General features: G+C 69.5%; 28 protein-coding genes and 1 pseudogene. 3 read left to right on the top strand and 26 right to left on the bottom strand.

All coding sequences use genetic code 11. The features are described from left to right. Positions 1 to 85: 85 nt before the first annotated feature. Complete coding sequence (locus KB221_13785; protein ID WIY69135.1) at positions 86 to 523, top strand: hypothetical protein; 438 nt, start codon at positions 86 to 88, stop codon at positions 521 to 523. A 179-nt stretch (positions 524 to 702) separates the two neighbouring features. Here KB221_13785 and KB221_13790 read toward each other — a convergent pair. From KB221_13790 to KB221_13880, 19 genes and pseudogenes are all read right to left on the bottom strand, one after another. Next, positions 703 to 1,462: pseudogene (locus KB221_13790) on the bottom strand (PhzF family phenazine biosynthesis protein). After that, entirely contained in the window at positions 1,459 to 1,968 is a 510-nt protein-coding gene (locus KB221_13795; GenBank protein ID WIY69136.1) for a hypothetical protein, read from the bottom strand. Before KB221_13795 ends, KB221_13790 begins: the two are co-directional and overlap by 4 nt. Continuing rightward, positions 1,965 to 2,534, bottom strand: coding sequence for a nucleotidyltransferase family protein (locus KB221_13800; protein WIY69137.1), 570 nt, complete (start codon positions 2,532 to 2,534; stop codon positions 1,965 to 1,967). The genes KB221_13795 and KB221_13800 overlap by 4 nt, the downstream gene beginning before the upstream one ends. Next, positions 2,531 to 3,343 carry a bifunctional hydroxymethylpyrimidine kinase/phosphomethylpyrimidine kinase gene (gene thiD, locus KB221_13805; protein WIY69138.1) on the bottom strand — a complete coding sequence of 271 codons (813 nt, stop codon included), beginning with the start codon at positions 3,341 to 3,343 and terminating at the stop codon, positions 2,531 to 2,533. The genes KB221_13800 and thiD overlap by 4 nt, the downstream gene beginning before the upstream one ends. A gap of 36 nt (positions 3,344 to 3,379) precedes the next feature. After that, positions 3,380 to 4,177 carry a dihydropteroate synthase gene (folP, locus tag KB221_13810; GenBank protein WIY70935.1) on the bottom strand — a complete coding sequence of 266 codons (798 nt, stop codon included), beginning with the start codon at positions 4,175 to 4,177 and terminating at the stop codon, positions 3,380 to 3,382. An 80-nt stretch (positions 4,178 to 4,257) separates the two neighbouring features. Further along, on the bottom strand, positions 4,258 to 4,560 hold the full coding sequence (locus KB221_13815) for a transcriptional regulator (GenBank protein ID WIY69139.1): 303 nt from the start codon (positions 4,558 to 4,560) through the stop codon (positions 4,258 to 4,260). Between the two features lie 3 nt (positions 4,561 to 4,563). Continuing rightward, positions 4,564 to 5,208 carry a hypothetical protein gene (locus tag KB221_13820; GenBank protein WIY69140.1) on the bottom strand — a complete coding sequence of 215 codons (645 nt, stop codon included), beginning with the start codon at positions 5,206 to 5,208 and terminating at the stop codon, positions 4,564 to 4,566. Between the two features lie 58 nt (positions 5,209 to 5,266). Continuing rightward, on the bottom strand, positions 5,267 to 6,487 hold the full coding sequence (locus KB221_13825) for an acyltransferase family protein (protein WIY69141.1): 1,221 nt from the start codon (positions 6,485 to 6,487) through the stop codon (positions 5,267 to 5,269). Between the two features lie 120 nt (positions 6,488 to 6,607). Beyond that, a complete protein-coding gene (ftsH, locus tag KB221_13830; protein ID WIY69142.1) occupies positions 6,608 to 8,542 on the bottom strand; it encodes an ATP-dependent zinc metalloprotease FtsH in 1,935 nt (644 codons plus the stop codon). A gap of 39 nt (positions 8,543 to 8,581) precedes the next feature. Beyond that, positions 8,582 to 9,811 carry an ATP-binding protein gene (locus tag KB221_13835; GenBank protein ID WIY70936.1) on the bottom strand — a complete coding sequence of 410 codons (1,230 nt, stop codon included), beginning with the start codon at positions 9,809 to 9,811 and terminating at the stop codon, positions 8,582 to 8,584. 125 nt (positions 9,812 to 9,936) lie between these two features. Then, positions 9,937 to 10,830, bottom strand: coding sequence for a tol-pal system protein (locus KB221_13840; GenBank protein ID WIY69143.1), 894 nt, complete (start codon positions 10,828 to 10,830; stop codon positions 9,937 to 9,939). Positions 10,831 to 10,870: 40 nt separating this feature from the next. Next, positions 10,871 to 11,992, bottom strand: a complete 1,122-nt coding sequence (locus KB221_13845; protein WIY69144.1) for a DUF3667 domain-containing protein — start codon at positions 11,990 to 11,992, stop codon at positions 10,871 to 10,873. A gap of 111 nt (positions 11,993 to 12,103) precedes the next feature. Next, complete coding sequence (pal, locus tag KB221_13850) at positions 12,104 to 12,658, bottom strand: peptidoglycan-associated lipoprotein Pal (GenBank protein ID WIY70937.1); 555 nt, start codon at positions 12,656 to 12,658, stop codon at positions 12,104 to 12,106. A 125-nt stretch (positions 12,659 to 12,783) separates the two neighbouring features. Continuing rightward, positions 12,784 to 14,154: a Tol-Pal system beta propeller repeat protein TolB gene (gene tolB, locus KB221_13855; protein ID WIY69145.1), complete on the bottom strand. Its 1,371-nt coding sequence runs from the start codon at positions 14,152 to 14,154 to the stop codon at positions 12,784 to 12,786. A gap of 127 nt (positions 14,155 to 14,281) precedes the next feature. Then, positions 14,282 to 15,067, bottom strand: a complete 786-nt coding sequence (locus KB221_13860; protein WIY69146.1) for a hypothetical protein — start codon at positions 15,065 to 15,067, stop codon at positions 14,282 to 14,284. Positions 15,068 to 15,071: 4 nt separating this feature from the next. Beyond that, positions 15,072 to 15,539: an ExbD/TolR family protein gene (locus KB221_13865; protein WIY69147.1), complete on the bottom strand. Its 468-nt coding sequence runs from the start codon at positions 15,537 to 15,539 to the stop codon at positions 15,072 to 15,074. Positions 15,540 to 15,541: 2 nt separating this feature from the next. After that, a complete protein-coding gene (tolQ, locus tag KB221_13870) occupies positions 15,542 to 16,270 on the bottom strand; it encodes a protein TolQ (protein WIY69148.1) in 729 nt (242 codons plus the stop codon). Positions 16,271 to 16,400: 130 nt separating this feature from the next. Beyond that, complete coding sequence (gene ybgC / locus KB221_13875; GenBank protein WIY69149.1) at positions 16,401 to 16,856, bottom strand: tol-pal system-associated acyl-CoA thioesterase; 456 nt, start codon at positions 16,854 to 16,856, stop codon at positions 16,401 to 16,403. Continuing rightward, positions 16,853 to 17,233 carry a hypothetical protein gene (locus KB221_13880; protein WIY69150.1) on the bottom strand — a complete coding sequence of 127 codons (381 nt, stop codon included), beginning with the start codon at positions 17,231 to 17,233 and terminating at the stop codon, positions 16,853 to 16,855. The genes ybgC and KB221_13880 overlap by 4 nt, the downstream gene beginning before the upstream one ends. Before the next feature lie 112 nt (positions 17,234 to 17,345). Between KB221_13880 and KB221_13885 the strand changes: the two genes are divergently transcribed. Beyond that, positions 17,346 to 18,881, top strand: a complete 1,536-nt coding sequence (locus tag KB221_13885; GenBank protein WIY69151.1) for a serine hydrolase domain-containing protein — start codon at positions 17,346 to 17,348, stop codon at positions 18,879 to 18,881. On the opposite strand, the gene ruvB is transcribed toward KB221_13885, so the two are convergent. The 4 genes from ruvB to KB221_13905 are packed head-to-tail and all read right to left on the bottom strand — an operon-like array spanning position 18,882 to position 21,483. Beyond that, positions 18,882 to 19,916, bottom strand: coding sequence for a Holliday junction branch migration DNA helicase RuvB (gene ruvB, locus KB221_13890; GenBank protein ID WIY69152.1), 1,035 nt, complete (start codon positions 19,914 to 19,916; stop codon positions 18,882 to 18,884). Next, a complete protein-coding gene (ruvA, locus tag KB221_13895) occupies positions 19,913 to 20,530 on the bottom strand; it encodes a Holliday junction branch migration protein RuvA (protein WIY69153.1) in 618 nt (205 codons plus the stop codon). The genes ruvB and ruvA overlap by 4 nt, the downstream gene beginning before the upstream one ends. Next, a complete protein-coding gene (ruvC, locus tag KB221_13900) occupies positions 20,527 to 21,042 on the bottom strand; it encodes a crossover junction endodeoxyribonuclease RuvC (protein WIY70938.1) in 516 nt (171 codons plus the stop codon). The genes ruvA and ruvC overlap by 4 nt, the downstream gene beginning before the upstream one ends. Positions 21,043 to 21,087: 45 nt before the next feature. Continuing rightward, positions 21,088 to 21,483 (bottom strand): cupin domain-containing protein, encoded by a 396-nt coding sequence (locus KB221_13905; protein ID WIY69154.1) that lies wholly within the window; start codon positions 21,481 to 21,483, stop codon positions 21,088 to 21,090. Positions 21,484 to 21,684: 201 nt separating this feature from the next. Between KB221_13905 and KB221_13910 the strand changes: the two genes are divergently transcribed. Further along, positions 21,685 to 23,121, top strand: coding sequence for a M20/M25/M40 family metallo-hydrolase (locus tag KB221_13910; protein ID WIY69155.1), 1,437 nt, complete (start codon positions 21,685 to 21,687; stop codon positions 23,119 to 23,121). Positions 23,122 to 23,130: 9 nt separating this feature from the next. Here the strand turns inward: KB221_13910 and KB221_13915 are convergent, their stop codons facing one another. The 3 genes from KB221_13915 to KB221_13925 all read right to left on the bottom strand — a co-directional run bounded on the left by KB221_13915 (position 23,131) and on the right by KB221_13925 (position 25,034). Further along, a complete protein-coding gene (locus KB221_13915; protein ID WIY70939.1) occupies positions 23,131 to 23,592 on the bottom strand; it encodes a cation-binding protein in 462 nt (153 codons plus the stop codon). Positions 23,593 to 23,696: 104 nt separating this feature from the next. Further along, a complete protein-coding gene (locus KB221_13920; GenBank protein WIY69156.1) occupies positions 23,697 to 24,260 on the bottom strand; it encodes an energy transducer TonB in 564 nt (187 codons plus the stop codon). Beyond that, positions 24,261 to 25,034 carry a YebC/PmpR family DNA-binding transcriptional regulator gene (locus KB221_13925; protein ID WIY69157.1) on the bottom strand — a complete coding sequence of 258 codons (774 nt, stop codon included), beginning with the start codon at positions 25,032 to 25,034 and terminating at the stop codon, positions 24,261 to 24,263. Positions 25,035 to 25,092 lie beyond the last annotated feature (58 nt).

The raw sequence follows: 25,092 nt of genomic DNA on the forward strand, positions 1-25,092 counted from the left end.
AGATCGCGCTCAGCCGGGGAATGGTCATCTCACATCAACGCCGGCCACCCCGGTCCGCGTGGAACCCTCAAGGAGAAGTCCGATGATGAAGAAGTTTCTCATCCCCGCCCTCGCCCTGGCCGCGGCTTCCGTCGCGGCCCCCGCCATGGCTCAGTCCTACGGCCATCAGGACCGCGACGGCCGTGGTGGCTATGAACAGGACCGTGGCGGCCGCTACGACAACGACCGCGGCGGCGACCGTGGTGGTCGCTGGGACAATGATCGCGGCGGCAACTGGCAGAACATCAGCCAGCGCAAATACCAGCTGGATCGCCGCATCGACCAGGGCGAACGCAACCGCCAGCTCAGCCGCCGGGAAGCGACCCGGCTGCGTTACGAGCTGAACAGCCTGGTCAATCTGGAGCGCAGCTACATGCGCGGCGGCCTGTCCTACCGCGAACGGGCCGAGCTCGACCGCCGCTATGACCGCCTGTCGATGCAGGTCCGCGCCGAACGTCGTGACCGCGACGACCGTCGCTACTAGAGCGAAATCGGCCGGGGTGGACACCGTCCACCCCGGCTCAGATTTCGCTCCAGCGTGATGAAGGACCATTTTCTGGATTCAGGTCGAATCGACCTGAAGCAACAATGGTCCGGGCCTGACCTTCCTCCCCGAAGGTCCGGGGGGCGCGATCCGAAAGGGTCGCGCCCCTTTTCCCTGTCTCAGACCCTGAGCCGGCTCTCGATCACGGTGACGGCCTGGCCGCGCAGCAGGACCCGGTCGCCGCGGGTCTCGCTTTCGATATCGCCGCCCCGGCCGGGAAAGACCTGCCGGAACCGCACCGTCGCCCGGCCGAGCTTGCCGGCATACAGGGGCCCCAGGATGCAGTGGGCCGAACCGGTCGCCGGATCCTCGTCGACGCCGCAACCCGGCGCGAAGAAGCGATCGACCACATCGACATCGTCCGACGGACCGGCAGGGGCGCAGACGATCACCTGACCGACCTCACCGGCCTCCCCCTGAATCGGGGCCAGCGCCCGGATGTCAGGCATGACGGCGTGCACCGCCGCCGCGTCTTCCAGCACCGCCACCAGATACCGCCCCGCCCAGACCTCGACCGGGACGACGCCCAGCGCCTCGACCAGGCCGGCGGGGGCCGTGGTCCGGCGTGGCGGATCGGCGGGGAAGTCCATCTCATAGCCGACGCTCGCCCGGCTCACGATCATCGGCCAGCAGCACATGGGCCGAGGCGAGGGTGGCGTGGCCGCACAGATCGACCTCCATCCCGGGCGTGAACCAGCGCAGGCCGAACCGCGACGGATCGCCGGTGCGCAGCAGGAAGGCCGTCTCCGCCTGATTGTTCTCCCTGGCCAGCGCCTGCATCCAGTCGTCGAACGGCCACTGGTCGAAGGGCTCGACCACGCAGGCGGGGTTCCCCTTGAACGGGGCGGCGGCGAAGGCGTCGACAGTCCACTGTTTCATCGGTCGCCGCCCCCGGCCCCGAACGCCTCGACACGCTGTCTCAGGGTCCGGGCGACCATGGACCATTCCCCTTCGATTTCAGGCAGGTTCGGCGCGCCGTCCCGGCACACCGCTTCTGCGATCACGGCCATCGCCGTGTCCGGCTGTATCGGTGCCGGAACGGGCGTGCGGCGGGGCAGCGGCGGGCCGTCCGCCGGCGTCCAGCGCCGTGGCGGCGGATCGGTCTCGCCGAATCCGGTCCGCGATTGCGTGCCGGCGGCGCAGTCGAGCGCGTGCACAAAAAAGGCCTGCGTCAGCGCCGGTGGCCCGCCCGGCGCGTCGGCCACCCAGGCGGTCGTTATCAGCACGACCTCGCGGGTATCAGCGGATCGGGCGGTCGGCAGGAAGGCGACGGCCCCGCCGGGCCCTTCCATGGCCACCCGCCAGCGCCGGCTGCCGGAAACATCGGCCTCGATGAGATCCTGTGCGGCAAGGAGAAGCGTCAGGGCGGCGGTCGCTGCAATCACGTCACAACCCTCAACTCCGGCCACCGGGCCCGGGCCCGCTCGACCACGCGTGGCCAGTCTTTCGCCCGGGGGCGGTTCGGGTTGGGCCGCAGGGTCAGGGCGAACACATCCTCCAGCCCCAGCGGTGCCGCCACGCTGATCGTATCGTCCGCCTCCAGCCGCACGCCGACCGCAAAGGCCGGGGCCACGAAGCGTTCGAGGGCCTCATCCGTCCCCGACAGCGGATCATAGGGCTCGCCGAAATGGGCCGGGAACCAGATCGGCACCCGCGCCTGGTTGCGGACCTCGACGGTGCTGCGGAACGGTTCGTCAAAGGCGGCGGCGACGCGCTTGATGATCACGTCCTCGGCGTCCCAGCTGGTGTCGGGATCGAAATAGCCGACGTCATAGTCACGCACGCCATAGCCCGCAGGCCGCCCGGTCAGGGCGTTCCAGACGCTCTGGTAGACAGCCCCCGAGAAGATCCGCCAGTCCGGCAGGCCCTGATCCCGGACGCCCTTCAGGACGTGCATCAGGCCGGGGTCGGCGCGGACGATGTCTACAAGGCGTGCCTCAAGCTCGCTCATGCGTCGCGCCTCAGCGGCCAGCCGTGGTCGAGCGGCCCGTGTCCTCCGCCCAGCCCCGGGGCCCGGCGGATGGCCTCGGCGACATAGGCCCAGGCCTCGGCCACGGCGGCCTCGAGCGGCAAACCCTTCGCCAGTCCCGCCGCGCAGGCGCTGGCCAAGGTGCAGCCCGTGCCGTGGGTGTTGCGCGTGTCGAACCGCTCGCCCTCCAGCAGGGTCTCGCCGGTCGGGGTCAGCAGCAGGTCGACGACCGTCGCCCCCGGCACATGGCCGCCCTTCATCAGCACCGCCCGCGCGCCCAGGGCCAGCAGGGCCTCGCCGGCACGGCGCTGGCCATCGAGGTCGGCGACCGCGATCCCTGTCAGGGCCTCGGCCTCGGGCGCATTGGGGGTCAGCAGGGCCGCGCGGGGAATCATCAGCGACCGCACGGCGGCCACGGCATCGTCCGCCAGCAGGGCCGCGCCGCCCTTGGCGATCATGACGGGATCGACGACCGCGGGAGCGGCGGACGAATCGAGAATGGCGGCCACCCGCTCGACCACTGCGGTCGAGCCCAGCATGCCGGTCTTGATCGCATCGGCGCCGATGTCGTCCAGCACGGCCCGCGCCTGGGCCTCGATCAGGTCCAGCGGCAGCGGATGCACGCCGTGAACGCCGAGGGTGTTCTGCACCGTGATCGCCGTGATGGCCGTGGCGGCGTATCCGCCGAGCATGGTCACGGCCTTGATGTCGGCCTGGAGTCCCGCGCCGCCGCCGGAATCCGAGCCGGCGATGATCAGGACGCGTCCGCGGTGGTTCGGCTGGTCGGGCATGTCCCTCCCATGCGGCAGAGCGGCCGAACGGACAAGTCAGTTAGGGTGGGCCGCTGCCCTCACCGCCGCCTGGACCGCCAGGGCCTGCACCGTCTCGCGCACATCGTGGACGCGGAGGATGGAGGCCCCTCCCCGCGCCGCCTCGAGCGCCAGGGCCAGGGAGCCGCCGAGCCGGTCGCCGGGATCGGCCGCCGTCGGATCGACCGACTGGATCACCCGCTTGCGGCTGGCCCCGTAGAGGACCGGAAAGCCGGTGCCGGCCAGCCGGTCCAGCTGCGCCGTCAGGGCCAGATTGTGGGCGGCCGTCTTGCCGAAGCCGAGGCCGGGATCGAGCCAGATTCGTTCGCGCGCCACCCCCGCCGCCATCGCAGCGCCGGCCCGGGCGGTCAGCCAGCCGGCGACCTCGGCGACCACATCCCCGTACTGCGGATCGGCCTGCATGGTGCGCGGCTCGCCCCGCATATGCATCAGCACCACGTCGCAGCCGAGGTCAGCGGCGGTCGCCCGGCTGTCCGGCGCGAAGCCCAGCGCCGTCACATCGTTCCACATGGTCGCCCCCGCGGCGACGGCGGCGCGGGCGACGTCGGGCTTCATGGTGTCGATGCTGATCGGGCCGGCCCAGTGGGCGCGCAGGCCCTCGATGACCGGCACAACACGGGCGATTTCCTCGGCGGCATCGACCGGTTCGGCGCCGGGCCGGGTGCTTTCGCCGCCGATGTCGAGGATGTCCGCGCCCTGTTCGACCAGCGCCAGCCCGTGCGCCACGGCCGCCTCGACCGAGGCCAGCCGGCCGCCGTCAGAGAAGCTGTCGGGCGTGACATTGACGATGCCCATGACACGGACGGGCCCGATCTGCTTCGGCCGGCTCCCGAAAACCACCTCCATCAGCTGATCGACGAAGCCCGGACCGGCCATCAGTCCTTGCCCCCGATCAGGCTGCCGATGGCGTCCAGATAGGCGCCGAACGCCTTGCGGCCCGCGGGCGTGATCGAGACCCGGGTCAGGGGTTTGTTGTCCTTGAAGCTCTTGGCGATGGCGACGAAGCCCGCCTCCTCCAGCTTCTTCAGATGGACCGACAGATTGCCCTGGGTCGCCTCGAGCACGGTCTTCAGCTCGGTGAAGTCGGCGCTGTCGGCGTCAGACAGATAGACCATGATCCCCAACCGCATGCGGCCGTGGATGACCTCGTCGATCCGTCCGAGATCGGCCAGTCCCATGGTTCAGGCCGCCTTCGATCCGGCACGGGCGTCGCGGAACAGGATCCAGCCGGGCAGGGCGAACAGCAGGAACAGGGCGACCGTGCAGACCCCGAGGTACAGCATGGGCTCGCGCACCAGCACGCCGAGCGCCACCGCCGTCGCCCAGCCGCCCAGCGCCGTGGCCAGCATCCAGCCCTTCCGCTTCAGCGTCCAGGCCATGTACCAGGCCGCCGCCTGGAGGGCGAAGACGATGGCCGCGTAATAGAGCCAGATAGCGAAGTCCTGGTCCCGCCAGGCACCGACGCCGAAGACGATGATCACGGCGCAGTTGGCCATGCCGGTGGCGCTGAAGGCGGCGTTGAGCGTGCGGGTCGCCATCGGGCCGCGATTGGAGGTGCCGTCCTTGCGATCCTTCAGGATCGCCCAGGTCAGGATCGACAGGAAGGTCGCGCTGATGCCGACCACGAAGACCAGGTTGGCGAGGTCGGGCCAGCGGATCAGGCCGGTCGCCTGGCCGACGTGGAAGAGGCACTGCAAGCCGTACAGCAGCCCGCCCGCGAGGTAGCAGATCGCCAGCGTCATCGGCGGCCGCCCGCCGCCCTCGACGATCGAGCGCATGAAGGCGAGGTCGTCCTCGGCGGAATGCAGGCGGGGCTTGGCGGGCATGACGATTCTCCGGGGCCGGCTCGCCCTTGGGGTGGACGAGCCGGCGGGTAATGGCAAGCTATTCGGCGGGCGAGAATTCCGCGTCCCGCTGGCGGCGCCAGGGGATGCGGCGGCCGTTCAGCCAGCCACCCATGAAGGTGTGGCGGATCAGCAGCTCATAGGTCAGCAGGCTGATCGCCATGGTCCCGCCGATGACCACGCCGAACTTCACGAACCAGGGCCAGGTCTCGTTCACCACCAGAATCTGACCGCCCATGACCAGCGGCAGATGGACGATGTAGACCCAGTAGGAGGAGTCGGCGAGGTAGCGGCGGACGGCGCTGTATCCGGAGGCGAAGCGCAGGGCCAGCGACAGAACCGCGAAGGTCGAGGCGAAGACGGCCAGGGCCATGACCGCCGCCAGCGGAGCCTTCAGCTCCGGATCGGTGACCGGCGCAAGCTCCGGGACCGGGCCGCCGACCATGACGAGGGCCGCCGTCCCGGCGACCAGCGCCACGACCGTGAACACCAGCCAGAGGCGCTCGATGCGGACCAGCAGGTCGCGGCGGCGATCCAGCAGGAAGCCGAGGCCGAAGGCGGTCCCGAAGGCGGTCAGGGCGGTCGCATTGGGAACCAGTCCCGTGTCCGGCGTCGGAATGCCGAAGAAGGGCGTCCAGTTCGGCGCGAACCAGAAGGCGAGCGCCAGCGGCGCGGCCATCAGGGCCGGGGTCCAGGGCCCGATCAGGGCACCGGTGATGCGGTCGACGAACCGGCCCCAGCCGCCATCGCGGTCCGCCATGGCGAAGGGCGCGCGCAGGACCAGCATGGCCACATAGAGGATGAGCAGCACCCACAGGAACCACAGATGGGTCAGGGGGAAGGTCTCGATCGTCAGCGGCGGCGGCGGCGGTCCGTCGGTCGGAATGGACCCGCCGTTGCGGATCGCGGCCATCCAGATCAGCCCGGCGATGATCGCCGCGAGCACCGGGAACCAGAAGGTCGCCAGCGGTCCGGCGATGCGCATGGCGCGGTCCCTGACGAAGCCGAGGGTGCCGCGCCGCTCGAGCATCATGTGGGCGAACAGGCCGGCGATCAGGAAGAAGGTGGTCATCCGGAAGAGGTGGATGGCGAAGAAGATGACGCTGGCGACCGGCGAGTTGTCGGTGTCCGACACGATCCAGATCGGGACCGGGAAATAGGTCATGGAGGCGTGCAGGACGATGCCCAGCAGCAGGGCGATCCCGCGCAGGGCGTCGAGGCCATGCAGGCGCCCGGACGGTTCGGATTCGGATGAAGACATGGAAGAGCTCCCCTCTTGATGGAGAGCCATATCTCATAGACTTGTTTATAATGCAAACAAGTTCGCCTGAAAGAACCCGCCGCGAGCGATGCCCACGGCGGGTCCTGTCTTTTCAGCCGGTCAGTGGACGGTCTGGGCCTCGACCTGGGCTCCGTCCGATACCGGGGTGATCGGCACGGAGACCGACGGGCCGGCGTTGGGGAAGTTGCTTTCGTCGCGGTTCGGGGCGATGCCCTTCTCCAGCAGATCCCTGATCTCCTGACCCGAGAGGGTCTCGTACTCGAGCAGGGCCTGGGCCAGGGTCTCCAGATCGGCGGCCTTGTCGGTCAGGATCTGGCGGGCTTCATCCCAGCCGGCACCGACGATGCGCTTGACCTCGGAGTCGATGATCCGGGCCGTCTCTTCGGAGACGTTCTGGCTGCGTGCGACCGAGTGGCCGAGGAAGACCTCCTGCTCGTTCTCGCCATAGGCGACGGTGCCGAGGATGTCGGAGAAGCCCCACTGGGTGACCATGCGGCGCGCCAGCTTGGACGCCTGCTGGATGTCCGACGAGGCGCCCGAGGTGATGTTCTCCTTGCCGAAGATCAGCTCCTCGGCCACGCGGCCGCCGGCCATGATGGCGATACGATCGACCATCTGCTGGTATTTCATGGAATAACGGTCGCCTTCCGGCAGCTGCATGACCATGCCGAGGGCCTGGCCGCGCGGGACGATGGTCGCCTTGTGCACGGGATCGGCCATCTTGACGTTCATGGCCACGATGGCGTGGCCGCCCTCGTGATAGGCGGTCAGGCGGCGCTCTTCCTCGTTCATGGCCATGGATTTGCGCTCGGCGCCCATCATGACCTTGTCCTTGGCGTCCTCGAAGTCGCGATGGGTGACCATGCGACGGTCCTTGCGGGCCGCCATCAGGGCCGCCTCGTTCACGAGGTTGGCCAGGTCAGCGCCGGAGAAGCCGGGCGTACCGCGGGCGATGGTCTTGACCATGACGTCCGAGGCCAGTGGCACGTCCTTCATGTGGACGCGCAGAATCTTCTCGCGGCCGTTCACATCGGGATTGGGCACCACGACCTGGCGGTCGAAGCGGCCGGGACGCAGCAGGGCCGGGTCCAGCACATCGGGACGGTTGGTGGCGGCGATCAGAATGATGCCTTCATTGGCCTCGAACCCGTCCATCTCGACCAGCAGCTGGTTCAGCGTCTGCTCGCGTTCGTCATTGCCGCCGCCCAGGCCGGCGCCGCGGTGACGGCCGACGGCGTCGATCTCATCGATGAAGATGATGCAGGGGGCGTTCTTCTTGGCCTGTTCGAACATGTCGCGCACGCGGCTGGCGCCGACACCGACGAACATCTCGACGAAGTCCGAGCCCGAGATGGAGAAGAAGGGCACGCCGGCTTCACCGGCCACGGCGCGCGCCAACAGGGTCTTGCCGGTACCGGGAGGGCCGACCAGCAGGGCGCCCTTGGGGATCTTGCCGCCCAGACGCTGGAATTTGCCCGGGTCCTTGAGGAAGTCGACGACCTCCTGCAGCTCTTCCTTGGCCTCGTCCACGCCGGCGACGTCGTCAAAGGTCTTGCGACCCTTGTGCTCGGTCAGCAGCTTGGCCTTGGACTTGCCGAAGCCCATGGCCCCGCGGGCCCCACCCTGCATCTGGCGCATGATCAGGATCCACAGGCCGATGATCAGGACGAAGGGCAGCAGGCCGATCAGGGCGCTGACCCAGAGCGACTGACGCGTCGTCTTGACGTCGACCTCGGCACCCTTGGCCTGGATGCTGTCGATCAGGGCGGCGTTGGGGACAGGGGTGGTGACCGTCACGACCTTGCCGTCGCGCAGGGTCGCCTTCACGGCCTCGCCGCGCACCTCGACGCTGACGATATTGCCGTCGTCGCGGGCCTTCAGCAGGTCGGAATAGCTCATCACCACGGGACGCGCCGCAGCGGCCTCCTTGGCGCCGGGAGGAGCCGTCAGGCCGCCGGGGCGGCTGGCGGCGACATAGAAGGCCATGGCCCCCAGGATGATCACGCCCCAGATGGCCAGATTGCGCAGGTTCATTCTCGTCTCGTTCCCTGGGTGCGCCGCAGCGCCCGGTCGTCAGTGATGTAAGCCGGAAAATAGGTGGTTCCGGGGCGATGCGCCATGGAGGAGGCCGCCAAGGTCCCGTTCGTGCGTCATTCGGTCCAGCGCCAGCGCCAGTCTCTCCCCGACCAACGACACCGCCTTGCCCGCCGTCCCTGCAAGAACCGGGGCAGTCGCATCGTTCCGGATCAGCACAGGCATCGCCCCGCGCACGGCGGGCGGCAGGGCCTTCAGGACGACCCGGTCGGCCCCGGACAGGGCCGCCAGACGCCCCGCGGCGGGGATGACCGACCAGCCGGGCGAATCGACCGTGATCGCCCAGCGCCCGTCCCAGACCGTCTCGACGCCGGGGAGCAGCGGCAGCGGCACGCGGGGCCGGCGGGCGAACTCGCCGGCCTCACGCGACACAAGGACGGAGTCGCCCCGGGCCTCGATCCGGGCACCGGACAGGGTGGCGGTGAAATCCCCGCCGGATTGCAGACGGGCTTGGATGGCGGAGAGCCGGTCTCCGCGGGGAAGCTGGTCTCCGCCTCCAGCACAGACGAGTACGGCGGCGAGGGTCTGGGTGTCGACGTCCCGGCTCACCGTCAGCGATCCCTCTCCCGATGGGAGAGGGCTTGAGCGCACGGCGGCGCAGCCGTCGTCCTTGCGCGAAAGGGTGAGGGGCGACTGTCCGAGGGCGGCTTCGCCGCTCGACGGGCCGACCCTCATCCGGCCCTCCGGGCCACCTTCTCCCAAGGGGAGAAGGAACGCACGGGCGCGACTCCGCGCAAATTTCAGGTCCTCATTGCCCGGATCGTCGATCCACGCCGCCCCCTGCCCCACCAGCCAGTCGCGCACCTCGCCCCGGCCCGCCCCCAGCATCGGCCGCAGCAGCATCAGGCCCCGCCCTTCGGGCCAGGCCGGCGAGGGCGACCAGTCGCGCAGCCGGCCGAGGGTCGAGCCTTCGGCGCGCATCACCTCCGCCTCAGCGATGTCGTCGGCGGTGTGGGCCAGCAGGATGACCCGCGCCCCTGCCGCGCGCGCGGCGTCCGCAATCAGGCGATGACGGGCCATGCGGGCCGCGGCTGGCAGGCCGGTGGCGGGCTTCGGCCCGGTCCAGTGCAACCCGCGCCAGTCCGCCCCGGCCTCGCGGGCGGCGCGTTCGGCGAAGGCGGTCCAGCCGGCGCTGTCGGGGTTCAGCCCGTGGTCGACGGTCAGGGCCAGCAGGCGTCGGCCGTTCTCGCGGGCCCAGTCGGCGGCCAGCCGAAGCAGGGCGATGGAGTCGCCGCCTCCGGACAGGGCGAGGGCGATCGGGCGATCGATACCGGTTTCCAGCCGCGCGGACAGGACAGCCCGGGCGGGCCCGGTCCAGTCGGCGGGGTCTGGCGTCAGCCCCCTCTCCGGGCCGGCGGCGCGGCCGGGGCGGCGGGGCAGCCGATGCGGGTGCGGGCCTCGGTCGCCCGGGTGCGTACGGCAGGGCTGGCGGCCTCGGCATAGCGGCGGGTGAATTCGGTCAGGGCGGTGCAGGCCTGGGTCTTCCGGTCCGTCGCGTTCAGGGCGTTGGCCAGTTCCAGCGTGGTCGAGCCGGCCCAGGGTGCCGTCGGCCAGCCCTGCAGCGCCGTGGCGTAGGCGGAGACCGCGCCCGCGTGATCCCCGGCGGAGACGCGCAGGTCGCCGAGGCGGCTGGAGGCCTCCTGCGCCTGGGGCGTGCCGGGCCAGGCGAGGATGACGGTCTGCAGGGCGCGGTCGCCCCGTTGCGGGTCGGTGGCGGCCAGTCGCGCCGCGGCGGTCAGGTCGCGCGCGGCGTCGCCGGTCGGCGAGGTGGTGGGGATGGGCGAATTGAGCTCTGCCTCGCGCGCCGCCGCCGCCTCCATGGCGCGGAGACGGCCCTCGGCGTCGCGGACGCGGGTGGCCAGGGCAGTGTTGTCGCGGCCGGCCTCGTCCAGCTGGAAGGTCAGGCGTTCGAGGTCACCGTTCACGCGCTGGACCGTCGCCTCCATGTCGGCGAGCCGGCGGTCCATCAGGCCGACGCGGCCCTGCAGGGCGATCACCTCGGGATCGGGTTCGATGATGACGGGCTGGCCGGCGGCGTTGCGCTGGGTCACGGCGCGCTCGAGGCGGCGGACGTTGCGGTCCAGCTGGTCCAGCCGGCGCTTGTCCCACTGCACCGGTTCAAGCGGCGTGGTCTGGGCCACGACCGTGGTCGTGCCCGCAATCAGGACGACACCCAGGACCGAGATCAGGGCGTTACGCGAGCGGAGGGCGGCGGGAAACTTCAGCATGGTTGTTTTCGTCCCACCGATTTGCGGCCTCCGCAAGGCGTCACCCCGTCAGGCCGAGCATGATGATGCCGATCAGGAACAGCGTCAGGGCGAAGATGCAGAACATCAGCAGCAGGATCGTCCGCCAGGCGGCGGAGAACCACGACAGCTGATAGGCCCCCTTCAACTGGGCGAACATGTGTGCGGGGACGCCGAGGGTGACGGCCAGAACGCCCACCAGGCCGAACCCGCTCCAGATCCCGCCCAGGATCGAGAGGATCATCATCAGAACCGACATGGCGGTCAGCGAATAGAGCACGAAGACGCCGTGATCATACAGGGTGACCCCCCGTCGCCACAGGAACAGCAGGGCGACGAACGGGATGGAAATCGGGATCAGCAGGAAGCTGAATTTGTAGGCCGTCTGCTGGATCTTGTAGAGCAGGAGATCGGGATTTCTCAGCTTGTGCTTGACCTTCTCGACCCATTTGCTGTCGCCGCGGACCTGAACCCGGTCGGCCTGGACCGCATCGGACATCTCGGCCTGCCAGCTGCCGGCCGTGAGGCCGTCGGGACGGGCCCCGGCCTCCCCCGTGCCGGTCAGGGCCGCCAGCCGCCGCTCATGCACCCCGACCCGCGTGCGAACCGCCTCCGCAGTGATGGCGAGGGCCTCGGAATCGGGACTTGCCGCGGCGACCGCTTCCGCCCGGCCCAACTCGGTGCGGGCGGCCTCCAGTTCACTTCTTGCTTCAGCGATCCGTTCCGGCAGGGGCGTGGTCATCTTCGGCTCCAGCGCGCCGCTGAAGCTGAAGACGAAGAACATCAGAAAGACGCTGAACAGGAACATCGCGAGCGGCGAGACATAGCGGGTGCGCTTGCCCTGGACCCACTCGCGGGTCAGCCGTCCGGGGTTGATCGCCAGCAACGGCAGGGTCCGCCAGATGCGGGCGTCGAAATGCAGCACGCCGTGCAGCATCTCCTCGCCGAGATGCAGGAGCGACCGGTGCACATGGGTGGGCTGGCCGCATTCGGAGCAGTATTTGCCAGTGGCGACTGCGCCGCAGTCACTGCAGATTCCGGCGTGTTCCTCAGCCGATTCGGCGCGGCGGTTCTCGCGCCGCGACAGCAGTTTGGCGATCAGGCCGCCCGTGACCAGGCCGCCTGCTGCTTCGATAACGTCCATGACCGTCCCCGTGTCCCGCGCATCCGATTGTGCGATGCGGCGAAACGCAGGTCAAAAAGAAAGGGCGGCCGGGACCCGGCCGCCCTTTCCGTTTCATACGCCGCGTCGGGCCTAGCGCGTGGCACCCGAGACGATGGCGGTGTGGCCATTGCGGTTGCGGGCCCAGGCTTCCTCGTTGGAGCCGGCAGCGATCGGGCGCTCCTTGCCGTAGCTGATGGTGTCGATACGGCCGGCGTTGACGCCGCGCTCGACCAGATAGGTGCGGACCGATTCAGCGCGGCGGGCGCCGAGGGCCAGATTGTATTCGCGGGTGCCGCGTTCGTCGGCATTGCCCTCGATGCGGATGGTCACGCCCGGATAGCGCTGCAGCCAGGCCACCTGGGCGTCGAGGCGCGGATAGGCTTCCGAACGGATCGAATAGCTGTCGAGGTCGAAATAGACGCGGTCGCCGACGTTGACGACAAAGTCCTGCTCCGAACCGGGCGCGGGCGCGCCGATCGCGCCGCCCGAAACCGGGCCCGCACCGTTGCCGGCGTACTGGTCGTTTCCGGCGGGCGGGACGCTGTTGCCGGCGCCGGTATCAGCCGGCGTGCGCGGGGTGCAGGCGGCGATCGCGGTCACGGCCAGGCCGACGGCGGCCAGACGGACCAGGGTGGAGGGCTTCATCATCGGGTCGTCTCCTTGAGTGGAGGGCTGTGCCTCCAGCTTGGCTTTAAAGGGTTGCTACTGACGCGCCAGCGGTTTCGCCAGTCGCGATAACGCGGGTTTGAGCCGGATGGCTCCGTTCGTGATCAGGCGGGACAGCCGTCCGGGCCGCCGCCGCCGAGGTTGGCGGGCTGTTCATCGAGAAGGGGCGACCAGGCCGGATCGGTGCCCCGGCCCGAGTAGCCGGCCTGTGACACGACGCGCCCCGACAGGTCCACGGTCCACAGGCGGGTGTCCCCGCCCGGCGACTGGCGGGCGAACATGATGTAGCGGCCGTTCGGGGCCCAGGACGGGCCTTCCTCGAAATAGCTGGACGACAGGATACGCTCGCCCGAGCCGTCGGTGTTCATGACCCCGGTCGAGAACCGGCCGCCGCCCTGTTTGGTGAAGGCGATCAGGTCGCCGCGCGGGCTCCAGTTCGGGGCGGTGTAGAGGCCGCCGCCGCGCGAGATCGGGCGCTGACCCGTGCCGTCGGCCCGCATGGTGTAGAGCCGGGCGCTGCCCGACCGGTCCGAGGTGAAGACGATCTGGCTGTTGTCCGGCGAGAAGCTGGGCGAGGTGTCGATGCCCGGGTCGCTGGTCAGGCGGCGCAGCTGGCGGCTCGACAGGTCCATCACATAGACGTCGGTATTGCCGCCGCGAATGATCGAGAAGGCCATCTTGGACCCGTCGTTCGAGAAGCGCGGGGCCAGCACCTGCCCATCGAACTCGCCCAGGCTCTCGCGCCGGCCGGTCGTCAGGTTGAACAGATAGATGCGGCTGTAGTCGCGGCCGAGCGCGACATAGGTGATCTCATTGGGGTCGTTCAGCGAGAAGCGCGGCGACATGATCACCTCGTCGCCCTGGGTCAGGTAGACGGGGTTGAACCCGTCCTGATCCGAGATGGCGAGGCGCGACAGGCGGTTCAGCTGGGTGCCGCTTTCCGAGACGAAGACCACGCGGCTGTCGAACAGGCCGCTCTCGCCGGTCATCCGCTGATAGATCAGGTCGGCGATCTTGTGGCCGATGCGGCGCCACTGCTCGGGCGTGGCGGTGAACTGGTAGGAGGCCAGTTGGCACTGGCGATAGGGGTCGTACAGGCGGAAGCCGAAGTCGTTGCGGCCGTCCGGCCGGGGCGTCACCGCGCCGTACAGCACCGCCTGGGCCCCGATCGAGGTCCACTGCGGGAAGTTGGGCGCATTGGCCAGGGTCAGGCCGGTCTCGACGAAGCCCGCCGGGTCCATCGGCTCGAAATAGCCGGAGCGGCGCAGGTTCGCGCGGATCACGCCGCTGAGATCGGCACCGTTCTGGCCGTTGAAATTGACCACGGCGATCTGCATCGGCCGCAGCACGCCCTGGTCGATCTCGACCTCGACCGGGTCGGTCGACTGCGGCGGAACCGGGGGCGTCTGGGCGGTGGCCGTGCTCACCGTCATCGCCAGAACGGCGACACTGGCCAGAAGTCGGTTCAAACGCATCAGGGGCTCCCGCAAGTTTCTATCCACGCCACTCCTTATCGCCAGAGCGTGCGCATATGACCAGCATGGCCGTGAATGGGGCGACTTTCAGGCCCCGTCACGCATTGTCAGGATCGGAACCCGGGCTCTAACGGCCCCGACAGGCCCGTTCGGTGACGAAGGTGGGCCGGAACGGGCCGCCGGGGAAGCCGGCCGGGACCTCGAAGGGTGCCGTCTGGCGGATCGCCCGCACCGCGCTGTCAGCGGCAGCCCGCCACACCGGATCGGATCGGGCGCCGATCAGGGTTGGGCCGGCCGTGATCCGTCCCCGCTCATCGAGGGTCACATCCATCTGGATGCGCAGGGCATCCGCCCCGGGGATGTCGCAGGGCAGGATCCAGTTCGGATAGACCTGGTTGAAGATCGCCGTGATCTGCGGACCCGTCGCCCGGGGCGCCGCACCGGCACCGGTTTGACCCGTCGGCGCGCGCGGCCCGGGACGCGGGCCGGGACGGGGAGGACCCGCCAGGGAGTCCAGGTCGAGCGTCGGTTCACGCGGCGGCGGCGTCGGGCGGGGAGGCGTCGGCCGAGGCGGCGTGGGCCGCGGCGGCGTCGGCCGCGGGGGCGTCGCCTTTTTGACCGGGGCTGGTGCCGGAGTTGGCCGCGGCGGGGCGGGCAACGGTTCCGGCGGGACCGGCTCGGGCGGGGTCGGGGCGACCGGCGCGGTGGCGGCGTCTTCCGTGATCAGTTCATTGTCGGGATTGTCGGCCGCGGCGGCCTCGATCACGGTCTCGGAGACGATGGACACGGGGACGGCGCTTTCGACGTCCAGCGGCGCGCGCGTGAAGCCCAGCAGGCCGTAGCCGACCACGGCCAGAACCACCGCCGCGTGGACGGCGATGGAGGCCAGCAGCGAGGACCCGGGCCGCTCCAAGCCGTCAGCCCTCCACGTCCGTCGGGGCGCCGCCGGCGGTGTCGGTGATCAGGTTCAGCTTGGTGAAACCGGCCGAGGACAGGCGCGCCATGACGCGGGCCACGGCCTGGTAGGGTGCCCGGCCGTCGCCGCGCACGGACACGGCCTTCTCGCGGCCGTCCGGACCGGCGGCTTCCGCCACGGTCAGCACCAGACGATCGAAGCTGACCTCACCCTCGCCGACATAGATGGCACCGTCGCGCTTGATCGAGATCACCACCGGATCATCCGAGGCGTCGACCGCGCTGGCATCCGTCTTGGGCAGTTCCACCGGCACGGCCACGTTCAGCAGCGGCGCGGAGATCATGAAGATGATCAGCAGCACCAGCATCACGTCGACCAGCGGCGTGACATTGATCTCACTGAGCGGCCGTTTGCGCGGCCGTCTGCGGCCCCGGACGTGTCCGCTGCCGCCGCCTCCTGCGAGGGCCATGCTCAGATCTCCCGGGTCGGCTGCGGCGCGGCGCTGGACGGTCCGCCCAGACGGCGCGCCACGGCGGCCTGCAGGTCATCGGCGAAGCTTTCCAGCCGGCCGGTGAACTTGCCCGCGTCGATGGAGAATTTGTTGTAGGCGATATAGGCCGGGATGGCCGCCGCCAGACCCAGGGCCGTGGCGAACAGGGCCTCGGAGATGGCCGGGGCCACAGTCGCCAGATTGGTATTGCCCGACGAGGCGATGGCGCCGAAGGCGTTCATGATGCCCCAGACCGTGCCGAACAGGCCGATGAAGGGCGACGAGGTCGCCACCACCGACAGCACGCCCAGACCGTTCTCGACGCGCTGGCCCTCGCGGGCGATCAGGCTGTCGAGGGCGCGGTCGATGCGCGACATCACAAGATTGGCCTGGTTCTCGGTCAGCGGACCGCGCGTGCGCGCCTCGCGCCAGTCGGCCAGGGCGATGACCAGCATGCGCGGCAGGGGATGCACCGGATTGGGTCCGGCCTGGGTTGCGATGTCCTCCAGCGACCGGCCCGAGCCGACGGCGTCCTCGAAGGTATTGGCCTGGCTGTTCAGGGCGCTGAACCGCATGGCCTTGTCGATGATCACGGCCCAGGACCACAGCGAGGCGATCGCCAGGCCGATCATGATCGCCTGCACGACAATGTCGGCCTCCATGAACAGGGAGACCGGGTTGATCATCGAGGCGTGGGCGGCGGTGGTCATTCAGGCGTCCTTCCGTCTGGCCGTCCACTGTGCACCGGACGGGCGTGGCGGTTGTGTGGCGGTTTGAGCCGGGTCTAGCGAGGTGTGGCCGCGACGTCACCTGTCTGCACGTGACAGGCGGGCGAAATGGTCAAGCTTCGCGCGCCAGCCACGGTCCGACCTTGTCGACCAGGGCGCGGCCCGGCCGGCGGGGCCGCCCGTCCATGTGGATGCAGACCACCTCGACCTCGGCCCGGCACAGGACGTCGTCTCCGCGGCTGATGGCCTGGGAGATCAGCAGGCGCGGCCCCTTCACGGCGTCATAGTGGGTGCGCACCACCAGCTGGTCGTCGATCCGGGCCGGCTTGAGGAAATGCAGCCCCATCTTCGAGACCACGAAGGCCATGGGCTGGTCGCCGTCCAGAAGCTCGGCGTGGCCGATCCCCATCAGCCGCAGGCAGTCGGACCGGCCGCGCTCGAAATAGCGGACATAGTTGGCGTGATAGACCAGACCGGTGAAGTCGGTGTCCTCGTAATAGACCCGGACCGGCAGGCGATGCTCGCGGCCCTCGAACCGGCCGGCTGTGGGTGTATCGGGCGTCGTCACGGGACAGCCCGCACGGCCGGCGGTTCCGGGAAGCCCGGACAGTCGGCGGCGATCATGGCGCGGAACTCGCCGTTCAACGGATCCTGGCTCAGCAGCATCCGCTTGGGACGGGAGATGAAGCCCACGGCCCGTCCGCCGCGTTCGGCCGCGATATAGCCGCAGACCACCCGGCCCCGCCCCGGCTCGATCAGCTGGACCTCCGCCGTCCGTCCCAGCTGTTCGCGCGCCTGCCGCAGCACGCGACGCGAGGCGGGCTCCTCGGTGAAGCCGCCGCCCGAGCCCTGGGTGAAGAACCACAGCGCCAGCGCGCCAAGCACGACCACCGCCACGCCCAGCACCGCGATCAGCCTGTCGATTCGTATCGCCCGTCGCGCCATGCAGCCTCCTGACCCCCGACCATGCCGGGGTTCGGGCGGGACGTGAAGCCCGCCCATGGATTGGAGCGTCATGCGGCGGATGCTAGGCCTTGGCGGTTCGAACGGAGGGGTGATGCGACGCAACGCTCTGGCCTTGGCCCTGACCGCCTCACTGGCGACCGCGATCCCCCTGCAGGCGCAGACGCCCGCCCCGGCGCCCGCCGCCGCGCCGGCCCCCTCGACGCTTGAGGACGCCATCCCGGTCATCGACGCCGCCTTCGACCGCTGGCAGGCCAACGCCCACGCGCCCGGACTGGTCTATGGCGTGGTGCAGGACGGCCGGATCATCCACCTGCGCACGGCGGGCGTCCGCACCGTCGACGGCCCCGCGGTGAAGCCGGACACCCTGTTCCGCATCGCCTCCATGTCCAAGGCCTTCACCGCCCTGGCGATCCTCAAGCTGCGCGACGAGGGCCTGCTGTCGCTCGATGACCTGGCCGAAACCCATGTGCCGGAGATGCGGGCCTGGTCTTACCAGACCGCCGATTCCCCGCGCATCCGCATCCGCGACCTGCTCAACCACACGGGCGGCTTCGTCACCGATGATCCCTGGGGCGACCGCCAGCAGGTCCTGACCGAGGCCGCGTTCACCCGCATGCTGACCGAGGGCGTGCCCTTCACCCGCGCACCGCAGACGGCGTTCGAATATTCCAATTTCGGCTACGCCCTGCTGGGGCGGATCGTCACCAATGTCTCGGGCCGGCCCTACAACGCGTACATCGAGGCCGAGATCATGCGGCCGCTGGGCATGACCTCCAGCGGCTATGACGTCTTCGCTTCGCCGCAGGACCAGCGCGCCCTCGGCTATCGCTGGGAGAACGACGCCTGGTCGCGCGAGCCCGACATGCGGCACGGCGTCTTCGGCTCCATGGGCGGGGTCCAGACCAACGCCCCCGACTATGCGAAATGGATCACCTTCCTCCTGTCCGCCTGGCCCGCCCGCGACGACCCGGAGACCGGCCCCGTCCGCCGCTCGACCGTGCGCGAGATGGCGACCGGCTCGAACTTCGTCTCCGCCAGTGTGCGCACCCTGCCCGACGGTTCGCCCTGCCCGGTCGCCGTCGCCTACGGCATGGGGCTGAGGGTGTCGGCCGACTGCGAGCTTGGACAGGTCCTGGCCCACGGCGGCGGTTATCCCGGCTACGGCTCCTACATGATCCTGATGCCGGACCGGCGGACGGGCCTGTTCGCCTTCGCCAACCGCACCTACGCCGGCCCCTCGGCTCCGCTGCTCGAGGCCGCTTCCACCCTCGTCCGCGCCGGCCGGGCCCCCGTCCGGCCGCTGGAGACCAGCGACATCCTCGCCGAACGCTATGTCGACCTCGGCCGCATCTGGGCCGCCGGAGACGTCGCTATCGCGCAGGACCGGCTGGCGATGAATTTCCTGATGGACCGGTCCGTCGACAACTGGCGGACCGTGCTGGACGTGCTCAAGACCGACGCCGGTGCCTGCGCGACCGACGCCCCGATCACCCCCACGGGCGCCCTGTCCGGGACCTTCCGCTGGACCTGCGACAAGGGCGTGATCGATGGCCGACTGCTGCTGGCCCCGACGACGCCCGTCACCATCCAGGCGCTGAATTTCCGCCTGACCCCGACCGCGCCCTAGCTATTCGAACAGGGCGGTCTGCCCCGCCCCCGCCGGCTTCGGCGGCTCGGCAAGGCCGAGGTGGGCGTAGGCGCGTGCACAGGCCATCCGTCCCCTTGGGGTGCGCTGGATGAAGCCCTGCTGCAGCAGATAGGGTTCGATCACATCCTCGACGGCATCGCGCGCCTCGGCGATGGCCGCCGCCAGCGTATCCATTCCGACCGGCCCGCCGCCGTAGTTTTCGATCAGGGCCTTCAGGAAGCGGCGGTCGAGGCTGTCCAGCCCCGCCTCGTCCACCTCCAGCCGCGCCAGCGCCCGCGCCGCCGCCAGCCGGTCGATCACCGGCGACCCTTCTGCCTCGGCGAAGTCGCGCACCCGGCGCAGCAGCCGACCGGCCACGCGCGGCGTGCCCCGCGAGCGGCTGGCGATCTCGCGCGCGCCCTCGTCATTGATGCCGACACCCAGCTTGCGGGCCGCCCCGGTGATCACCCGGACCAGCTCCTCGGGCGTGTAGAACTCCAGCCGCAGCGGAATGCCGAACCGGTCCCGCAGCGGCGTGGCCAGCAGCCCCGCCCGCGTCGTCGCCCCGACGAGGGTGAAGGGCGCCAGATCGATCCGCACCGACCGCGCCGACGGGCCCTCGCCGATGATCAGGTCCAGTACATGGTCCTCCATGGCGGGATAGAGGATCTCCTCGACCGTCGGCGCCAGGCGGTGGATCTCGTCGATGAACAGCACGTCGCGCGGTTCGAGATTGGTCAGTATGGCCGCCAGATCGCCGGCCTTGGCGAGAATCGGCCCCGAGGTGGCCCGGAACCCCACGCCGAGCTCCCGCGCCACGATCTGCGCCAGCGTTGTCTTGCCCAGCCCCGGCGGGCCGAACAGCAGGACATGGTCCAGCGACTCGCCGCGCCCCCGCGCCGCGTCGATGAAGACCTTGAGATTGCCCTTGGCCTGCTCCTGGCCGACGAACTCCGACAGGGTCTGCGGCCGCAGGGCGCGGTCGTGGCCTTCGCCCGGCGCGGGGTCCCCCGAGATGATCCGGTCCTCGCTCACCGCCCCAGCTCCTGCAGGGCCGCGCGGATGACCGCCGACAGATCCGCCTCATCGCCCAGCCGGATCAGCGCCTGATCGACCGCGCGGCGGGCGTTGACCTCGGCCACGCCCAGCCCCAGCAGGGCCGACACGGCCTCGCCCGTGACGCTGGGCGCCGGCGGCGCGACCTCGGCATGGACGCCGGGCGCGCTCGGCGTGAACGACGCATCCCCCAGCGGCTTGCCCTTGAGTTCGGTGACGATGCGCAGGGCCAGCTTCGGCCCGACGCCATTGGCCCGCGCCACCGCCGCCTTGTCCTCGCGCGCCACCGCCGCCGCCAGCTCGCCGGGCGGCAGGACGTCCAGCACCGACAGGGCCGCCTTGGGCCCTACGCCCTGGATGGCGGTCAGCGTCGTGAAGGCCCGGCGCTCGTCGCGGGTCAGGAAGCCGTACAGCCGCGGCCCGCTCTCGGCGTTCCAATTCGACTCGATATGCAGGGTCGCCTCGTCGCCCGGCGCCGGCAGCCGGCCCAGCGTCCGCGCCCCGCAGGCCACCACATAGCCCACGCCGGCGCAGTCGATCAGGCAGTGGTCCGCCTCGACCTCGGCCAGCACGCCTCTGAGACGACCGATCATGCGGCGCCTCGCAACGTCGTCAGAAGCGCCCGCTTGCGCATCTGTGCGTGGGTGATCGCCACGGCCAGGGCATCGGCGGCGTCCGCCTTCACATCCCCTGCGGCCGGCAGAAGCCGCTTCACCATGAAGGCGATCTGGGTCTTGTCGGCATGGCCCGCGCCGACCACCGCCTTCTTGATCAGGTTCGGCGAATACTCCGCCACGCTCAGCCCGTGCCGGGCCGGTGCCAGCATCACGGCCGCCCGGGCATGGCCCAGCTTCAGCGTCGAAACCGGGTTCATATTGACGAACACCTCCTCGATCGCGGCCTCGTCACATCCCTGATTGACGCAGACCTGACCGACGGCCTCCAGCAGGAACAGCAGCCGCTCACTGAACGGCGCGGCCTCGGGCGGTGCGATGACCCCATGCGCGATCCAGCGCAGGCGCGCCCCTTCGGCCGCCACCACGCCCCAGCCGGTGCGGCGCAGACCGGGGTCCAGTCCCAGGATTCGAGTCGTTCCGTTCGTCATTCGTTCCATTCATGCCTCAAACGAGGTTGACGAACAATGACCGGCCTATTCCGTCGTGGTCCCGTCGAAATGCTCTTCCTTCGCGTCCGCCTCGGCCTTGGTGGCGCGGACCACGCCGTCGCGGTGCTCGGGCGGGCCGTAGAGGGAGTAGAGGCTCAGCGGCGCGTCGCCGGTGTTGATCACATTGTGCCGGGCGCCGGCGGGTACGATGATGGCGTCATCGTCCTTGATCGGGGTCCGCTTGCCGTCGATCAGGACCTCGCCCGAACCGGATTCGATGCGGAAGAACTGGTCGCGGTCCTCGTGGACCTCCTCGCCGATCTCGTCACCCGGCTGCAGGGCCATCAGCACCAGCTGCAGATATTGGCCGGTGTAGAGGACGCGCCGGAAGTCGGTGTTCTCGGTGGTCAGGGTCTCGATGTTGTCGACGAAGCCTTGCATGGGGGTCCTTGATCAGCAGGTCTGGAATGTGACGGTGAAAGCGGGAGTCGCGGGACACGGGCCAGGATGCGAAGGCCGGTCCCTCCCACGGCAACGGTCGTGCGGGCCTGCTGTTCCGCCGTCGCCCGTTCCGCGCTAGCGTCCAGGCCGGATCAGGAGGAGGCGGCGATGTCGGGTTCAGGTGGAGCGGTCGTCGTGGCAATGACGCGACGGGTTCGCGTGGCGATCGCACTGTTCGTGGTCGCGGCGCTCTCCATCGACTTCGGCGCATTCCGCGCCCAGGCCCAGACGGTCGCGCCGCGCCCGGACCAGCTCGCCTTCCGCGCCCTCTATGAGGAGCTGGTCGAAACCAACACCACCCTGTCGCAAGGCAGCTGCACCCTCGCTGCGGAGCGGATGGGTGCCCGCCTGCTCGCCGCCGGCTATCCGGCCGCCGACGTGCGCGTGCTGGCCACGCCCGAGCGCCCGAAGGACGGCAATCTCGCCGCCGTTCTGCGCGGCTCGGACCCTGCCGCGCCGGCCCTGCTGCTTCTGGCCCACATCGACGTCGTCGAGGCGAACCGCGCCGACTGGGACCGTGATCCCTTCACCCTGATCGAGGAGGGCGGCTATTTCTACGCGCGCGGCGCGGTCGACGACAAAGCCCAGGCCGCCGTCTGGGTCGACACCCTGATCCGCCTCAAGGCCGAGGGGTTCATCCCGCGGCAGGACATCAAGATCGCCCTGACCTGCGGCGAGGAATCCCCGGACGTCTGGAACGGCGTCGAATGGCTGCTGGCGACCCATCCCGATGCGCTCAGCGCGGGCTTTGCCCTGAATGAGGGCGCGCGCAGCCGGCTCGATGACGAAGGCAACCGTATCGCCCTCGAAGTCCAGGCCGGCGAAAAAGTCTATCAGGACTTCCAGCTGGAGATCACCAATCCGGGCGGCCACTCATCGCGCCCCCTGCCGGACAACGCCATCGACCGGCTCGCAAACGGGCTTGTGCGTCTGTGGGACCAGCCCTTCCCGCTCGAGGTCAATTCCACGGTCCGGGCCTATCTGGTCGCCATGGCGGAAGTCACGCCCGGCCTCGCCGCCGACATGCTCGCCGTCGCCGCTGAACGGCCGGATGCCGCCGCCGCCGGACGGCTGTCCGCCGCCGATCCCGGCTTCAATGCCATGCTGCGGACGACCTGCACCCCGACCATGGTCAACGCAGGCCATGCGCCCAACGCCCTGCCGCAGCGCGCCCGTGCCAACATCAATTGCCGCATCCTGCCCGGACATACGGCGGCCGAGGTCAAGGCCGATCTGGAGCGGATGATCGCTGATCCCGGCATTGCGGTGACCCTGATCGGCGAACCCGATCCGGTGTCGACGCCCCCGCCCCTGACGCCAGCCATTGTCGATCCTATCATTGCGGCGGCGGCCAGGCATTGGCCGGGTGTGCCGATGATCCCCGCCATGGCGACGGGCGCCACCGATGGCCGCTTCACCAACGCCGCCGGTATTCCGACCTATGGGGTGACCGGCATGTTCTACGACCCCGACGGTGGCGGGACCCACGGTCTGAACGAGCGGATCCGCGTCCGCTCGCTCTACGAAGGTCGGGACTTCCTGTACGATCTTGTGAAGGCCTATACGGGCCAGCCGTGAGGCGTTGCCTCAGCCGTGCTTCTCGACATAGGCCTCGGGGTCCTTGTTTACCGGCTTCACGCCCGTGATGTGCTCGGCCTCGAAGGCGGCGAATTTCACCGCAAGGTCATGGCGGCTCTCAAGCGATGCGTTCAGCCGGAAGTCCGTCAGTCCCTGCCGTTCTTCCTCGCCCATATGTTTTGAGTTGACGACGTTGGCCTTGCCGACGGCCTCGACCCAGGCCTTCGTCCCGACCTTGTGCTTGCCCACGGCCGCCACGGCGTCACGCAGCTTGTTGTGATCCTCGATGGCGTCGATCGTCTCCGGCCCGGCGTCGTTTCCCTCGGCGTCATTGGCCGCCTCGCCGACCTTCATCAGCTCCGGATAGAAGAACCGCTCCTCGGCCTCGGCATGCACATCGAGGAAGGCCGACAGCCGACCCCAGACCTTGGTCAGGGCGTCCGTATCCTTCGGATCAATCTGCTCGAGGATGGCGAACAGCCGCCGCTGCTCCGCATGGTCATCGAGAATAAGCTGGGTGATGTCAATCGGGGTCGGTCCGCGGTTGGAAGTCGTTGGCTAACCCCGGCGCAGCGTCACGGTTCCTGTGGCGGGCGGAAACGGACGGTGAAGGTGACGTCACTGTCCGTTGCGAACCCGTCGATACTGTAGGGCCTGACGCGTGCCTGTCGGGTCGCCGCGATCGCCGCCTCGGCGAACCCGGCGCCGGGCGGGGTTTCGCTCAGAGCCTCGCACGCCCCGAATTGCCCTGTCGCGAGGGTCTCGCACCGAAGCACCACATCGCCCTGCTCGACGCCACGGCGCATGGCCAGAACGGGGAAGACCGGCACAGGCGTCTTCACCCATGCCGGGTGTCTCACGACCTCGCCGTTCGGCCCGACGGACGACTTTGGCGGCGTCGGAACCGCAGGCTGCGCGACGGGCGGCGGAAGCGGCTCGATGATCTCCAGATCGACAGAGCGATCGTCGTAGGTGACTTCCTTCAGGGTGAAGGTCGCCCCGACAAAATACAGGGCCAGAAACACCGCGATGACGATCAGCGCCACAATCAGCAGCGCCCGGCCTGCCCGGGAAGCCCGCCGCTTCGGCTCCGGCTGCGGCGCCTCAGGCGCGGGTGGCGCTGGGTCCCACGGCCCCATTCAGCCCGCGTATTTCGCCAGGTCTTCGTCCGAGATGTCCTCGTTCGAATAGACGTTCTGGACGTCGTCCTCGGCGTCCAGTGCATCGAGCAGCTTCATCAGGGTGCCGACCGCCTCACCGGTGACCGCGACCTCGTTCTGCGGACGCCAGACCAGGGCCGTGGACTTGGCGTCGCCGAGGATCTTCGACAGGGCCTCGGCCACCTCATTGAGGTCCTCGAACGTCGTCCAGATGGTGTGGCCCGGCGCGTCCTCATAGATGTCCGGCTTGACCAGATCGCTCTCGACATCCTGGGCACCCGCCTCGATGGCGGCTTCCATGACGGCGTCCTCGCTGCCGGCCTCGGCCGGATAGATGATGCGGCCGACGCGGTTCCACATGAAGGCGACCGAGTTCATCTCGCTCAGCGCCCCGCCGTTCTTCTTGAACGCCGCGCCGATGTTGGAGGCGGCGCGATTGCGGTTGTCGGTCAGCGCCTCGACGATGATCCCGACCCCGCCGGGGCCCCGACCCTCGTAGCGGACCTCTTCCATCATATCGACGTCGCCGCCCGCGGCCTTGTTGATCGCGCGCTGGATCACGTCCCGCGGCAGGCTTTCGGCCTTGGCGTTGTTAACCGCCAGACGCAGCCGCGGGTTCATGTTGACGTCGGGCATGCCCAGCTTGGCCGCGACCGTGATGTCGCGCGACAGTTTCGAGAACAGCTTGGACCGCTGCGCATCGGCGCGGCCCTTGCGGTGCATGATGTTCTTGTATTTCGAATGGCCGGCCATGGATTGGGTCTCTTGGTGTGCGCTAACGCTCGCCGCGCGGCGGCTCGCTGCTTGAGCG

The sequence above is a fragment of the Aquidulcibacter paucihalophilus genome, from assembly GCA_030285985.1.
Taxonomy (GTDB): domain Bacteria; phylum Pseudomonadota; class Alphaproteobacteria; order Caulobacterales; family Caulobacteraceae; genus Brevundimonas.